This is a genomic window from Rhodopila sp. (assembly GCF_035548235.1).
GTDB lineage: Bacteria > Pseudomonadota > Alphaproteobacteria > Acetobacterales > Acetobacteraceae > Rhodopila.
The window spans coordinates 1-14,330 of the sequence record NZ_DASZTJ010000122.1; the positions used below are offsets into that span (position 1 = coordinate 1).

General features: G+C 68.3%; 13 protein-coding genes. 5 read left to right on the plus strand and 8 right to left on the minus strand.

Features of this window, described 5'->3' with window-relative positions:
• Nucleotides 1–365: 365 nt before the first annotated feature.
• From VHB27_RS10700 to VHB27_RS10715, 4 genes are all read right to left on the minus strand, one after another.
• A complete protein-coding gene (locus VHB27_RS10700; RefSeq protein WP_325600122.1) occupies nucleotides 366–1,337 on the minus strand; it encodes an NAD-dependent epimerase/dehydratase family protein in 972 nt (323 codons plus the stop codon).
• Nucleotides 1,334–1,933: a D-sedoheptulose-7-phosphate isomerase gene (locus VHB27_RS10705; RefSeq protein WP_325600124.1), complete on the minus strand. Its 600-nt coding sequence runs from the start codon at nucleotides 1,931–1,933 to the stop codon at nucleotides 1,334–1,336. The genes VHB27_RS10700 and VHB27_RS10705 overlap by 4 nt, the downstream gene beginning before the upstream one ends.
• 149 nt (nucleotides 1,934–2,082) lie before the next feature.
• Nucleotides 2,083–2,868, minus strand: a complete 786-nt coding sequence (locus VHB27_RS10710; protein ID WP_325600126.1) for a 3-hydroxybutyrate dehydrogenase — start codon at nucleotides 2,866–2,868, stop codon at nucleotides 2,083–2,085.
• A gap of 34 nt (nucleotides 2,869–2,902) precedes the next feature.
• Nucleotides 2,903–3,643 (minus strand): acetoacetate decarboxylase, encoded by a 741-nt coding sequence (locus VHB27_RS10715; protein WP_325600128.1) that lies wholly within the window; start codon nucleotides 3,641–3,643, stop codon nucleotides 2,903–2,905.
• Nucleotides 3,644–3,843: 200 nt separating this feature from the next.
• Between VHB27_RS10715 and VHB27_RS10720 the strand changes: the two genes are divergently transcribed.
• Nucleotides 3,844–5,040, plus strand: a complete 1,197-nt coding sequence (locus tag VHB27_RS10720; RefSeq protein WP_325600130.1) for a patatin-like phospholipase family protein — start codon at nucleotides 3,844–3,846, stop codon at nucleotides 5,038–5,040.
• 342 nt (nucleotides 5,041–5,382) lie between these two features.
• Nucleotides 5,383–8,022 (plus strand): ATP-binding protein, encoded by a 2,640-nt coding sequence (locus tag VHB27_RS10725; RefSeq protein WP_325600132.1) that lies wholly within the window; start codon nucleotides 5,383–5,385, stop codon nucleotides 8,020–8,022.
• Between the two features lie 34 nt (nucleotides 8,023–8,056).
• Here the strand turns inward: VHB27_RS10725 and VHB27_RS10730 are convergent, their stop codons facing one another.
• A complete protein-coding gene (locus VHB27_RS10730) occupies nucleotides 8,057–8,668 on the minus strand; it encodes a DUF983 domain-containing protein (protein WP_325600134.1) in 612 nt (203 codons plus the stop codon).
• An 87-nt stretch (nucleotides 8,669–8,755) separates the two neighbouring features.
• Between VHB27_RS10730 and araD the strand changes: the two genes are divergently transcribed.
• Entirely contained in the window at nucleotides 8,756–10,510 is a 1,755-nt protein-coding gene (araD, locus tag VHB27_RS10735; protein ID WP_325600136.1) for an L-arabinonate dehydratase, read from the plus strand.
• A gap of 15 nt (nucleotides 10,511–10,525) precedes the next feature.
• Nucleotides 10,526–11,242 (plus strand): ribonuclease activity regulator RraA, encoded by a 717-nt coding sequence (locus tag VHB27_RS10740; RefSeq protein ID WP_325600138.1) that lies wholly within the window; start codon nucleotides 10,526–10,528, stop codon nucleotides 11,240–11,242.
• 30 nt (nucleotides 11,243–11,272) lie between these two features.
• Here VHB27_RS10740 and VHB27_RS10745 read toward each other — a convergent pair whose 3' ends face one another.
• Nucleotides 11,273–11,527, minus strand: a complete 255-nt coding sequence (locus VHB27_RS10745; protein ID WP_325600140.1) for a CBU_0592 family membrane protein — start codon at nucleotides 11,525–11,527, stop codon at nucleotides 11,273–11,275.
• 68 nt (nucleotides 11,528–11,595) lie between these two features.
• Between VHB27_RS10745 and VHB27_RS10750 the strand changes: the two genes are divergently transcribed.
• Nucleotides 11,596–13,239: an ABC transporter substrate-binding protein gene (locus tag VHB27_RS10750; RefSeq protein WP_325600142.1), complete on the plus strand. Its 1,644-nt coding sequence runs from the start codon at nucleotides 11,596–11,598 to the stop codon at nucleotides 13,237–13,239.
• 24 nt (nucleotides 13,240–13,263) lie between these two features.
• Here the strand turns inward: VHB27_RS10750 and VHB27_RS10755 are convergent, their stop codons facing one another.
• Nucleotides 13,264–13,650 (minus strand): DUF4168 domain-containing protein, encoded by a 387-nt coding sequence (locus VHB27_RS10755; RefSeq protein WP_325600144.1) that lies wholly within the window; start codon nucleotides 13,648–13,650, stop codon nucleotides 13,264–13,266.
• 1 nt (nucleotide 13,651) lies between these two features.
• Entirely contained in the window at nucleotides 13,652–13,942 is a 291-nt protein-coding gene (locus VHB27_RS10760; RefSeq protein WP_325600146.1) for a DUF4168 domain-containing protein, read from the minus strand.
• Nucleotides 13,943–14,330 lie beyond the last annotated feature (388 nt).

Consider the following 14,330-nt stretch of genomic DNA (forward strand, 5'->3'; position numbering starts at 1 on the left):
CAACCAAAACATCCAGCATCAGGATCCAACACCCAATACCAAACACCCCAGCCCAAAAACCTTCAGCCACAATGCCTCTCAGCATCGCAACAGAGCGCCGCCAACGTATCCCTTCCTAGCCTATTCTCTTGTCAAAGAACCGAAGGCGAAAAAGAACCCCTCGCCCACTTTCCGGTAGGCCGACAGGCTCCAATTGCCTTGCTGTGCCGCCCGATTCCCCGGAACAGACCGAAGAGCCTAGCGTAACCACCAAGGGGATGCAAGAGGCGTCGCCCTCAGCGGTGGACGGCGATGTAGGCCAAGCCGATCCCGCGGTCAAGCGAGTCCGCAAAACTTTTTTTCGCGCCAACCCACCCGGCACAGCCTCAAGCGACCGCGTGCCACGCCTTGAACCAGGCCACGAACCGCCCGATCCCCTCGGCCAGCCCTACCGCCGGGCGGAACCCGGCCAACGCCCCGATCGCCTCCACCGACGCGAACGTCTCCTCAACGTCCGCCGCCGGCCGCGGCGCGTCCCGCACCACCGCCCGCCGGCCCAGCCCGGCCTCCAGCAGCGCAACCAGCGTCCGCACCTCCTCGGCCGCATGGTTGCCGATGTTCAGCAGCCGCGGCGCATCCCCGGCAGGGGGCCGGTCCAGCACCCCCAGCACCCCGGCCACGATATCGTCGACATAGGTAAAGTCGCGCTTCAGCCGCCCGCCCTCGTACAACGTGATCGGCTCTCCCGCCACGATCGCTCGGGCGAAGCTGTAATACGCCATGTCCGGCCGCCCCCAGGGACCGTAGACGGTGAAGAACCGCAGCCCCGTCTGCGGCAGGCCGAACAGGTGGCCATAGGCATGGCTCATCAGTTCGTCCGCCCGCTTGGTCACGGCGTACAGCGACACCGGCGCGTCCACCCGGTCCGTCTCGCGGAACGGCAAGTCCCGGTTCGCCCCGTAGACCGATGAAGAACTGGCATAAACAACGTGCCGCAACCCACTGATTTTACGACAAGCCTCCAGGATCACCAGATGCCCGAGGACATTCGACTGGACATAGGCGTACGGGTCCACCATCGAGAACCGCACCCCCGCCTGCGCCGCCAGGTGCACGACCGCCGTCACATCCGGCGCCGCCGCCACCAGCGCCGCCATCGCCTCCCGGTCCGACACGTCCACCCGGGAAAACGCAAACCCCGCCCGTTCGGCCAGCCGTGCGAGCCGCGCTTCCTTCAGCCGGACGTCGTAGTAGTCGTTGAGGTTGTCGACGCCGATGACGGCCTCGCCCCGATCCAGCAGCGCCTGCGCGACGTGAAACCCGATGAACCCCGCGCAGCCTGTCAGCAGGATGCTCAAGCGAGCGGACGTGCCACGATACGGTCCTCCAGCAGTTCCAGCACCGCGTGCCCCAGTGCGATGTGGCATTCCTGAATCCGAGCGGTCTCGGTGTCGGGGACGAGGAGGGCGAGGTCGCAGAGGCTCAGGGCCGGCTCGCCGGACCCGCCCAGCATGCCCACCGTGACGATCCCCATCTCCCGCGCCGCCGCGAGCGCCTTGACGACGTTGCCGGACCGGCCGGAGGTGGTGATCCCGAACAGCACGTCCCCGGCCCGCCCCAGCCCGCGCAGCGGCCGCTCGAACACCCGGTCGTAGCCGTAGTCGTTGCCGCAGGCGGTCAGCATCGCCGGATCGAGCGTCAGGGCCAGCGCCGCGATCGAGGGGCGTTCATGGCTGCCGCGCAGCCGGATCAGCATCTCGGTCGCCAGGTGCTGGCTGTCGGCCGCCGACCCGCCATTGCCGCAGAACAGCAGCTTGCCGCCGGCCCGCAGGCTGGTCTCGCAGGCATCGACCACCTTGACGACCGTGTCGGCCAACTCCGTCGCTATCCGGCGCTTCAGGTCCGCCGACTTCGTCATCATCGCGGCGAAACGCGCCGTTTCCCGGCTGTCCATGGTCACTCCATCGCAGGTCGTATATGGAAGGTTCTACACAATCGGCGAGGGAAGCGGGAGAGTTTATCGGATGACGCTCCCAGCGACCAAGGGGGGGGGCGACGAAGGGGGGGCGACGAAGGGGGGCGACGACCGCCCCCGCCAGCGCCCTATTGCGCCACCCAGCCGCCGTCGATCGACAGCGGCGCGCCGGTGATGGTCGCGGCGGCATCGGAGCACAGGAACACCGTCAGCCCGCCGATCTGCTCCGGGGTCGAGAACTTCGCCATCGGCTGCTTCTCCGTCACGAAGGCATGCGTCTCCTTCTCGACGGTCGAGCCGTCGCGCGTCGCGCGGTCCTGGAGCTGCTTTTCCACCAGCGGGGTCAGCACCCAGCCGGGACAGATCGCGTTCACCGTCACGCCGGCATTGGCCAGTTCGATCCCCGCCACCTTGGTCATGCCGACGACGCCGTGCTTGGCGGTGACATAGGCGACCTTCTGCGCGCTGGCGACCAGGCCGTGGGCCGAGGCGATGTTGATGATCCGGCCCCAGCCTTTCGCCTTCATCAGCGGGATCGCCGCCTTCATGCCGTGGAACACCGCCGACATGTTGATGGCGATGATCTGGTCCCATTTCTCGTTGGGGAAGTCCTCGACATCGGCGGTGAACTGGATGCCCGCGTTGTTCACCAGGATGTCGACCGACCCCATCGCCTTCGCGGTGTTCGCCACCATCGCCGCGATCTGGTCGGGCTTGGACATGTCGGCGCCGTCATAGCCGGCCTTGACGCCGTATTTCGCCTCGATGCCCGCGCGCTCCGTCTCGATCGCGTCCGCCGGGCCGAAGCCGTTCAGCATCACGTCCGCGCCCGCCGCGGCCAGCGCCTGCGCGATCCCGAGGCCGATGCCGCTGGTCGAGCCCGTCACCAGCGCAACCTTACCCTTCAAACTCATCGCTTTGTCCCCTTGTCAGTCTCACGCCGCCGCATCAGGCGAGGTAGTCGTGCAGCACCTCGCCGTACGGCAGTGTAAGGTCGGCGATCAGGTGCCGGCCATACAGGATCCTGCGCACCGGCAGGTCGGCGACCCGGCAGTTGACGTGCGGCACCAGGTGCAGCCGCGCCGGTCCCGCCCAGGCGCCCTTGAGGGTGATGTCCTGCAGGTGATAGCCGACCAACTGCGCGATCTTCGGCGAGCCGTCGACGTCGGGGATGAATTTCAGGTTGACGTTCAACCCGGCGAGCGCCTTCGCCGTCTCCCCATGGTCCTGCGCCAGGGACTGGTATTTGTAGGCCATGGTGCCCAGCGCGACCTCCCGGTCCGCGTAGTGCAGCGTGCCGGTCAGCGTGTCGTGCACCACCTTCAGGTCGGGCACGCCGATCTTCTTCGGGAAGCCCCAGATCTCGCGCCCGCCCGTCGTCGGGCTTTCGTCGTCCAGGTACATCTGGCAGCTGTAGTTGCACTTCATGCCGTTGAAGCGCGCCGCGATGCCGATGCCGCTTTCCTGGTAGGAGCCGAAGCCGGTGCTGTCCGGCATCTTCATCCACTCGAAGAACACATGGTTCCCGTCCGGCTCCAGCGGTTCGGGCAACAGCGCCCGGATGGCGTCGGCATCGCTCTCGTAGTGGACGATCAGATATTCCCGGTCGACGAACCGGTACGGTCCCTTGGGATAGCTGGGGCTGGCGAGCGGCATCGCCGAGGCGGAGAGGATCTCGTCACGGGTCATCGCGCTGTCTCCGGTTTTCGCACTGCATCATGACCCAGGGGCGGGACCGCGGATAGGACAGTTTTTTGAAATCCCGCCCGCCGCCCAACGGAACGCTTGACGCCGGGACGGTCCATCCCGAACCCTGGCCGGGCAGACGTGACGTTCGAGACGGCGCGCCCGTCCGATCGTCACCTGTCCTATCGTCAGGGGATTCCGCCATGGATGCCACCACGCCGCCGGTCAACCTGCCGGGCCTCGGGAAAGCGACCATCCTGCCCGAGGAGCAGTCGCCCGCCCCGCGCTGGCGTCCCGAGGGCTGCGACACGATCGCCCTGGTGCTGCAGGGCGGCGGCGCGCTGGGCGCCTACCAGGCCGGGATCTACCAGGCCCTGCACGAGGCGGGGCTGGAGCCCGACAGCGTCGCCGGCGTCTCGATCGGCGGCATCAACGCCGCGATCATCGCCGGCAACCCGCGCGAACGCCGGGTGGAACGCCTGCGCGCGTTCTGGGAGGAGGTGACCGCCCGCCGGGTCTGGTGGGTCACCCCGGACGGCGACGACGCCCGCAAGGCACGCAACACCTGGTCCTCGCTGCTGACGACCTGGTTCGGCCAGCCGGCGTTCTTCGCCCCGCAGCCGATCAACCCCTGGCTCAGCCCGCGCGGCGGACGGACCGCGACGTCGTTCTATGACACGTCGCCGCTGCGCGAGACGCTGCTGCGGCTGGTCGACTTCGACCTGCTGAACAGCGGCACGGTGCGCTATGCCGCCGGCTCCGTGAACGTGCTGAACGGCAATTTCGCCTTCTTCGACAGCCGCCGCGTGTCGATCCTGCCCGAACACGTGATGGCCAGCGGCGCCCTGCCGCCGGCGTTTCCGATGGTGCGGGTCGGCACGGATTATTACTGGGACGGCGGCCTCGTCTCCAACACGCCCCTGCAGCACGTGCTGGACACCGCGGGGACGGAGAACACGCTGATCTTCCAGGTCGACCTGTTCAGCGCCCGCGGGTCCCTGCCCCGGGACATGCACGACGTCCTCGCCCGCCAGAAGGACATCCAGTATTCCAGCCGGACACGCCTGGTCACCGACTATTTCTGCGACCGCCACGCCCGGAACGCCTTCGTCAAGCAACTGCTGGACAAGATGCCGGCAGAGCTGCTGACCGAGGAAGAGGCGCAAATCAAGGAAAGACTGTCGCGGCTGCCGCGGGTGACGATCGTGCAGATGATCTACCAGCAGACCGCCTATGAGACGCAGTCGAAGGACTACGAGTTCAGCGGCACCTCGATGCGCGACCATTGGGAAAGCGGCTATCGGGACACGCAGCGGACGCTGCGCCACACCGACTGGCTGGAGCTGCCGCAGGGCGACGGCGGCCTCGTTACCCACGACATCCATCGCGTCGACGATTGAACGATTATCGTATCGTTTGATATGTGATATATGCAATGTCGAATCGATACGACGCTGCGTAAATTGTATCATATCATAACATCCTGTTCCGGTCGGGCAAAAAAATGCCGACGCCCCCGCCCGCGGACCAGGAACGCGCTGAAAGTTCCCGCGCAGCACGCGCCTTGATCCTCGTCAAGAATGCCGCGCCGTCCCCGCGACGCATCGCCGCCTCCCGCTCCGAAGCCCGAAGCCGCGCCACCTTCGGTTGCGTGTGAAGGCCGATTTCTCCTATCGTCATCCTAATAGGGCGCCCGAGCGGGCGTGACACGGACGTTCGCTTCGCCGCGAGAGACCAACCGAATGCAAGACGCAGGAGCCGGTTCGACCCCGATTCGTCGCAGCCGGCGCGCCACATCGCTGCAGGCTCGGCTCCTGCTACTGGTCGCCGGTAGCCTCCTGCCGCTGCTCGCCCTGACGTTCGTCCAGCAATACCGGGACTTCCAGGAGGACATCCGCTCCACCAAGCGGGAAACCCTCGTGCTGGCCCACAGCATGGCGCGCCTCGTCTCGCGTGAGCTCGACGGCTATGTCCGCAACATGACGGTGCTGGCCACCACGCCGGCCCTGCAGTCCGACCCGCCCGACATGACGGAGCTGCGCCGGCGCGCCGAAGCCGTGCAGGCAAGCTTTCCCGGCGCCAACATCCTGCTGCTGCGGCGGGACGGGACCGAGGTCATGAACCTCGACCTCCCCCCCGGCACGCCGCCGCACAAGCGGCGCGACATGCGCACGACGGAGCAGGTGTTCGCCACCGGCCTGCCGGCCGTCTCGGGGATCCGGAGGTCGCAGACGGACAATCGCTGGGTGATCGCCGTCGACGTGCCGGTGAAGGCACCCGACGGCAGCGTCCGCTATGTCATCTCCGTCAACCCGCGCCTGGAGGCCTTCGAGCACATCCTGACCGACGGCCTGCCGTCGACCTGGATCGCCGGGGTCTATGACTCGACGCTACACCTGGTCGCCCGCTTCCCCGATGGCAACCGCTTCATCGGCCAGCCGCTTCCCGAGAGCCTGCGCGCGCACCTGGCGCGCAACGACAGCGGCGCCACCGAGGACAACATCTCCCGCGAAGGGATCCCGACGGTAAGCGTCTTCACCCGCACCCCGCCTTATGACTGGGCCGTCGCGATCGGCATCCCCCGCGCCGCGCTGGAGGCGCGGGCGGAGGCCGAGGCGCTGACGACGGTCGTGGCGGCGGCGGTGCTGCTGCTCGTCAGCGTGGCGATCGCGCTCTATACCGCGAACCGGATCAGCCGGCCGATCGCGTCCCTGCGGCGGTTCGCCGCCGTCCGCGACGCGCCGAACGCCCCGCCGGCCACCGGCCTGCGCGAAGTCGACGAAGTCTCCGACGCCCTGTGGACCGCCCAGTCGGAGCGGCGGAAAAGCGAGGAGGAGCAGCAGCAGGCGCTCACCCGGCTGGCGGAATCCGAGAACACGGCGCAACAGATCCTCGACGGCGCGCTGGATGGTTTCGTCCAGTTCGACCAGGACCTGACGATCACCGCCTGGAACAACCAGGCCGAGGCCATCTTCGGCTGGTCGCGGGAAGAAATGCTCGGCGCACGGCTGGAGGAGCGGGTGTTCCGCCCGGACGAGCGCGAACGGGTGCGCCAGGAAGTGGCGCGGTACATCTCGACCGGCCAGTCGCACTTCATCGGCGTGCGGCGCGAGATGGACGCGGTGCGCCGCGACGGCAGCCTGGTGCGGATCGAGCAGGCGGTGACCGTGATCCACCGGCGCGACAAGCACGTGCTGTTCAACGGCTTCGTCCGCGACCTGACGCAGAAGCTGATGATCGAAAACCAGCTCCGCCAGGCGCAGAAGATGGAGGCCATCGGCAACCTGACCGGCGGCATGGCGCACGACTTCAACAACCTGCTGACGGTCATCATCGGCAGCCTGGACGGGGCGGAGGAACTGGCGCCCGGCAACACGGAGCTGCGCGAGGTGGTCCAGGGGGCGCTGGACGCCGCCCTGCACGGCGCCGACCTGACGCGCGGGCTGCTCGCCTTCGCCCGCCAGCAGCCGCTGCAGCCGCGCGAGATCGACGTGAACGCGCTGCTGCGGGAGACCACGCTGCTGCTGCGCCGGCTGATCGGGGAATCGATCGAGGTGTCGCTGAACCTCGGCACCGGCATCTGGCCGGTGATCGCCGATCCGGCGCAGTTGGAGGCGTCGCTGGCCAACCTGGCGACCAATGCCCGCGACGCCATGCCGAACGGCGGGCGGCTGATCATCGGCACGCGGAACCAGCACCTGGACGCGGACTATGCCAGCGTCCGCCAGGAAGTGGTGCCGGGCGACTATGCGCTGATCGAGGTCAGCGACACCGGCACCGGCATCCCGCCCGACGCCATGAGCCGGATCTTCGACCCGTTCTTCACCACCAAGGAGCCGGGCAAGGGCACCGGCCTCGGCCTGAGCATGGTGTTCGGCTTCATCAAGCAGTCGGCCGGCCACATCGCCGTCTACAGCGAGGTCGGAGCAGGCACGACCTTCCGCCTGTACCTGCCGCGCGCGACCGGCGAGGACGGCCCGCAGGAAGCCGACGGTCTGGCCGAGACGGTAGCGGCCGATACCGGGGAGACGATCCTGGTGGTCGAGGACAACCCGGCCGTGCGGCGCGTCGTGCTGCGCCAGCTCCGCCAGCTTGGCTACCGCGTGCTGGAATGCGACCGGCCCGCAGCGGCGCTGGAGATGCTGTCGGAGCAGCCGGTCGACCTGATGTTCACCGATATCGTCATGCCGGGCGGGATGGACGGGTTCGCGCTGGCGCGCATGGCCCATGAACGGCTGCCGTCGCTGAAGATCGTGCTGACGTCGGGGTTCCCGCAGGCCCACGTGGATGGGGACGCGCTGGGACGGTTCCGGCTGCTGAGCAAGCCGTACGGCCGGGTGGAACTGGCGGCGGCGCTGCGGGAGGTGCTGGAGGACCGTTAGAACGCGATGCCCCTCCGTCGGCGGACGCCGGGTTTCAGACCTCTTTCCGCTCGTCCGGCGTCTGCGGCCGCTGCGGCGCTGCCACCTGACCCTGCGCGGCCTTGAAGTGGAACTGGTAGGCGATCAGCATGGATTTGCTGATCCGCAGCAAGACCCCGCAGATCAGCACCGTCAGCGGAAGCCAGATGACGATCTGCAGCCAGATCGGCGGCTCGAACTTCATTTCGACGAAGAACGCACCGAAGGTGACGATGCACCCGCCCACCAGGGCGACGAAGAAGACCGGGCCGTCGCCGCTATCGGCACTCTGCAGGTCGAACCCGCACACCTCGCATCGGGGCCGGACCGTCAGGAACCCGCCGAACAGAGGCCCCCGTCCGCAACCCGGACAGCGGCAGGCGAGGCCCGCAAAGAAAGGATTTATCCGCGCATCCGACATGCCGCCGACTATACGGCCGCGCCCCTCGCTCGGAAAGCCGGCAGGCAGCGCGAACGCACGGCGTCCGGCCGCCGGTCCCCCCCCAAGGGACATCCACCAGGGGCATCCACCGGGGGCATCCACCAGGGGCATCCACCAGGGGCATCCACCAGGGGCATTCACCAGGGACATTCCCCGGGGACATTCCCCGGGGCCGCCGCATGACATCCCCCCGGAAGACAGCCGGGTGACGCCCCTCGACACACCCCGCCAACCGTTCCAAAACCACCCGCTTCAACCGAGGGCCGACCGTTCATGCCGAAATCCCCGCTGCCCCGCACCCGCACGCCCGACTCCCTGCGCAGCACGCGCTGGTTCGGCCCCGCCGACCTCCGCTCCTTCGGGCACCGCTCGCGCGCCATGCAGATGGGATGGTCGGAGGAGGACTGGGCCGGCAAGCCCGTCATCGGCATCCTGAACACCTGGTCCGACATCAACCCCTGCCACCAGCATTTCCGCTCCCGCGTCGAGGACGTGAAGCGCGGCGTGCTGCAGGCCGGCGGGCTGCCGATCGAGCTGCCGTCGCTGGCGCTGCCCGAGAACTTCATGAAGCCGACCACGATGCTGTACCGCAACCTGCTGGCGATGGAGGCGGAGGAACAGATCCGCAGCCTGCCGGTGGACGGCGTCGTGCTGATGGGCGGCTGCGACAAGACCGGCCCCGGCCTGCTGCTGGGCGCGCTCAGCGCCGGCGTCCCGGCGATCTTCCTGCCCGCCGGCCCGATGCTGCGCGGCAACTGGAACGGCAAGGTGCTGGGATCGGGTTCGGACTCCTGGAAATACTGGGACGAGCTGCGCGCCGGGAAGATCACCCCGGCCGACTGGACCGGCGTCGAGCAGGGCATCGCCCGCAGCCACGGCACCTGCATGACCATGGGCACCGCCAGCACGATGACGGCGATCATCGAGGCGCTGGGCTTCTCGCTGCCCGGCTTCTCCTCCGTCCCCGCGCCGGATTCCAACCATCCGCGCCTGTCCGCGGCCACCGGGCGGCGCATCGTGGAGATGGTGTGGGAGGACCTGACGCCGGACCGCATCGCCACCGAAGCCGCCTGCCGCAACGCGGTCGCCGTGGCGATGGCGATGGGCTGCTCCACCAACGCGCTGATCCACCTGATCGCGCTCGCCCGCCGCGCCGGGCATGCCGGGTTCGGGCTGCAGGACTTCGAGAGGCTCAGCCAGGAGGTACCGGTCATCGGCAACGTGCGGCCCAGCGGCACGACCTATTTGATGGAGGACTTCTATTACGCCGGCGGCATCCGCGCGCTGATGGAGCGCATCCGCGGCCACCTGGACACGCAGGCGCTGACCTGCACCGGCCTGACGGTGGGCGAGACCATCGCCGGCGCGCGCGTGATCAACGACGACGTCATCCGGCCGCTGGACAACCCGATCTACCGGGAGGGCGCGCTGGCGGTGCTGTTCGGCAACCTCGCGCCCGAAGGCTGCGTCATCAAGCCCTGCGCCATGGACCCGCGCTTCCTGAAACATGAAGGCCCGGCCCTGGTGTTCGACGACTACCCGTCGATGAAGAAGGCGGTGGAGGACGAGACGCTGGACGTCACCCCCGACCACGTGATGGTGCTGCGCAACGCCGGGCCGCAGGGCGGGCCGGGAATGCCGGAATGGGGCATGCTGCCGATGCCCAAGGCGCTGCTGAAGCAAGGCCACCGCGACATGCTGCGGCTGTCGGACGCGCGGATGTCCGGGACCAGCTACGGCGCCTGCGTGCTGCATGTCTCGCCCGAGAGCTATATCGGCGGCCCGTTCTGCCTGCTGCGCACCGGCGACACCGTCGCCATCGACGTGGCCGCTCGGCGGATCGACATGCGCGTGCCGGATGAGGAGCTGGACCGCCGGCGCGCCGCCTGGACGCCGCCCCCGGCGCGGTTCGAGCGCGGCTACGGCTGGATGTTCACCCGCCATATCCGCCAGGCGCACGAAGGCTGCGACTTCGACTTCCTGAAGACCGAGTTCGGCGCGCCCGTCGGCGAGCCGGCGATCTACTGACCGAGGGACGAACCGATGGCCCTGAGCCCCGAGACGCGCGACAAGCTGAAGCGCATCAGCACCGCCACCCTGGCCACTGCGCTGTTCAAGCGCGGCTTCCGCACCCAGTTCATCCAGGACGTGAAGCCGCTGCACCCCCTGGCCGAGAGCATGGTCGGCGAGGCCTTCACCCTGCGCTACATGCCGGCGCGGGAGGACCTGAACAAGCTGGAGGTGTTCCGCGACCGCACCCACCCGCAGCGCAAGGCGGTCGAGGACTGCCCGCCCGGCGCCGTGCTGGTGATGGACAGCCGCAAGGACCCGCGCGCGGCGTCGGCCGGCGGCATCCTGGTGACCCGGCTGATGATGCGCGGCGTGGCCGGCGTGGTGACCGACGGCGGCTTCCGCGACGCGGCCGAGATCGCCGCGCTGGCGATCCCGGCGTTCCACCAGCGGCCGTCCGCGCCGACCAACTTGACGCTGCACCAGGCGATCGACATCAACGTCCCGATCGGCTGCGGCGACGCGCCGGTATTCCCCGGCGACGTGGTGGTGGGCGACAACGACGGCGTGATCGTGCTGCCCGCCCACCTGGCCGACGAGATCGCCGCCGAGGCGCACGAGATGACGGCCTATGAGGACTTCGTCACCGAACGGGTGCGCGGGGGGCAGACGATCGTCGGGCTGTACCCCGCGACGGATGAGGCCAACCTGAAGGCGTTCGCCGACTGGCGGGGGAAGAACGGGCGGTAAGTCCGCTTCCGCCTGCTCTATCCTGGTGCCCTATCGCCCGGCCCGGCGCAGCAGCGCCCGGACCAGGCCGTACAGGCTGATCGCCGCCCAGAAGCATTCCAGCACCACCGACGGCAGGTTCCACGCCACCGTCAGCGACGCCAGCACCAGGCTCGCCCCCAGCAGGTTGACCGCCGGCAGCCGCCAGCCGTCCGGCGCCAGCCAGCCCTGCAGCGTGGCGAAGTAGCTGGCGATGAAGCAGCCCGCCCCGACGATGCCGAAGACGGTGAAAAGGTCGAACGCCATCATCTGCTACCTATCCGACCTCGTCCCCGTTTCGCTATCCTGCCCCGATACCCCAAGGGAGCATGCGGATGAAGCGTCTCGTGCCGATGAAGCGTCTCGGGCCGGTGAAGCGTCTCGGGCCGGTGAAGCATCTGGCGATCGCGATCCTGGCCTGCGGGACGATGGCCGGCGGAATGATGGCCGGCGGGGCCGCCACCGGGGCAAGGGCGCAGACGCTGACCATCGCGTCATCCGCGCCGGTCACCAGCATCGACCCGCACTACCACACCCTGTCGCCGAACGAATCGCTCGACAGCCAGATCTATGAACGCCTGGTGGACCGCGATGCCGCCGGGCACATGATCCCCGGCCTCGCGGTGTCATGGAAGCTGCGCGACGACACGACGTGGGAGTTCAAGCTGCGGTCGGCCACGTTCCACGACGGCACGCCGTTCACCGCGCAGGACGTCGCCTATACGCTCGCCCGCGTGCCGCATGTGAAGAACAGCCCGGCCTCCTTCGCCATCTACACCAAGGCGGTGACGGGGACCGAGATCGTCGACGACCACACCATCCTGCTGCACACCGCCACGCCCTACCCGCTCCTGCCCTCCGACCTCAGCCAGATCTTCATCATCCCCCACACGCTGGGCCCCGACCCGGCGACCGAGGACTTCAACAGCGGCAAGGACGCGATCGGCACCGGACCGTTCCGTTTCATCAGCTACCGTCCGGGCGACCGGATCGAGATGGAACGGTATGACGGCTACTGGGGCCCCAAGCCCCACTGGAAGCATGTCAGCTATCGTATCATCAGCAACGATGCTGCCCGCACCGCGTCGCTGCTGGCCGGCGACACCGACATCATCGAATTCGTCCCGCCCGACGACCTGCCGAAACTGCGGGCCGATTCGAGGGTTTCCCTGGCCGAGGTGGTGGGAAACCGAGCGATCTTTCTGTGGCTGGATCATTCCAGGACGGGACCGACGCCGTATGTCACGGGACCCGACGGAGAGACGCTGAAGGTCAATCCGCTGATGGACCTGCGCGTGCGCCAGGCCCTGTCGCTGGCCATCAACCGCCAGGCGATCGTCGACCGGGTCATGGAAGGCGCGGCGGTGCCGACGGCGCAGTACCTCTCGCCCGGCACCTACAGCTACGTGCCCGACCTGAAGCCCACGCCCTATGATCCCGCGAAGGCGAAGGCGCTGCTGGCCGCGGCCGGCTATCCCAAGGGCTTCCGCATCACGCTGCACGGCCCGAACGACCGTTACGTGAACGACGCGAAGATCATCCAGGCGGTCGGACAGATGTGGACCCGGATCGGCGTGCAGACCACGGTCGACGCGCTGCCGTGGAACTCCTTCATCACCCAGGCGGGCAAGCAGGACTACGCGGCGTTCCTGCTGGGCTGGGGCACCGGCACGGGCGAGGGCACCAATCCGCTGCGCGCGCAGCTTGCCACCTGGGACCCGTCCCGCGGCTTGGGGACCGCCAATCGCGGCCGCTATTCCAACCCCGCGGTCGACAAGCTGCTGGCCCAGGCCCTGACCACGATGGACGACGGGGCGCGCGAGAAGGTCATCCAGCAGGCGATGCGCGAGGCGATGGCGGACGTGCCCGTGATCATGCTGCACCTGCAGAAGAACATCTGGGCGACCCGCAAGGGCCTGGTCTACCAGGCCCGCGTGGACGAGGAGACGCGGGCCGTGGGGGTGAAGCCGGCGGAGTGACCCCCGCCGGCGACCGCCCTGCCCTTATTGTGCGCCGCTATTGGCCGCCGTCAGCAGCCTCTGTTTCAACTTCGGATCGTTCTGCGCGGTGCGGATGACGCCGAGATACTGGTCCACCGAAAGCCCGTGCGACTGAATGGCCTGCACGGCTTCGGCGTTGGCCTGCGCGGACAGGGTCTGTTTCTGGGCGGGTGACGCCGACTGCATCTCACCCTGGTATTTCTGGTTCACCTGGGCAACGTCATGCAGCGCGGCGCCGGCCTTGGTGACCGTCGCGTCCGAGATGGGGGCGGCCGGCGCCGCGGCTGACGGCGCCTGGCCGGGCTGCTGCGTCCCAGGTTGTTGCGCCAGCGCCAGAGCGGGGGCGGCCATGAAGGCGATCCCCGCGCCAAGGACAAGGAATTTCCGCATCTCAGTAACCCTCCCGCGCGGCATCCAGCAGGCGGCGCTCCAGCGCCTGGTCGCCTTCGGCGGCGGCCAAGACCGCGTTGTAGTCCTGCACCGAGACGCCTTTCTCATCGAGCACCTGCTCAGCCGCCGCCCGGGCATCCAAGGCCAGGGCCGCGCGCGCGTCGGGCGCTGATTCCGATTCGGCCTTGGACGCGAAATCGCTTTGAATCCGAGCGATCTGGCCGGCCGCGGCACCGACCTTGTGGACCAGGTCTTCCGGGAAGCCGGTGGAATTCGTTTGAGGGGGCGCCATGCGTTTCTCCGTTGTTGTCTTCGGGCACGATCCACTGCGATCGCCCACAGCCAACGGAGGGATTCAACGCCGGTTCCGCTCCCCTTTGCAGCTTCCATCCTGGGGCCTCGCCGGAACAAGGAAAGAAGGAACATGTCCCTAGATCTCCCTTTCCCCGCCGGGGATCGCGCTGGCCAGGGGTGTCTCGGTTCGAGTTTCCGGCATGGGTAGGAGACGGGGGTCTGTTGGCGGAATGGACGGGATCGTGCGGGCGGGTACGGAAAATGGAACCGCAAAGCACGCCGAGCACGCAAAGTCCGCCGACGGCCTTGGAAGTCCCGGACCGTTCGCTGGGTCTCGAGGCGAAGCGTGCCGAATTGCGCGGCAGGCGCAGACGCAGGCCCGTGGT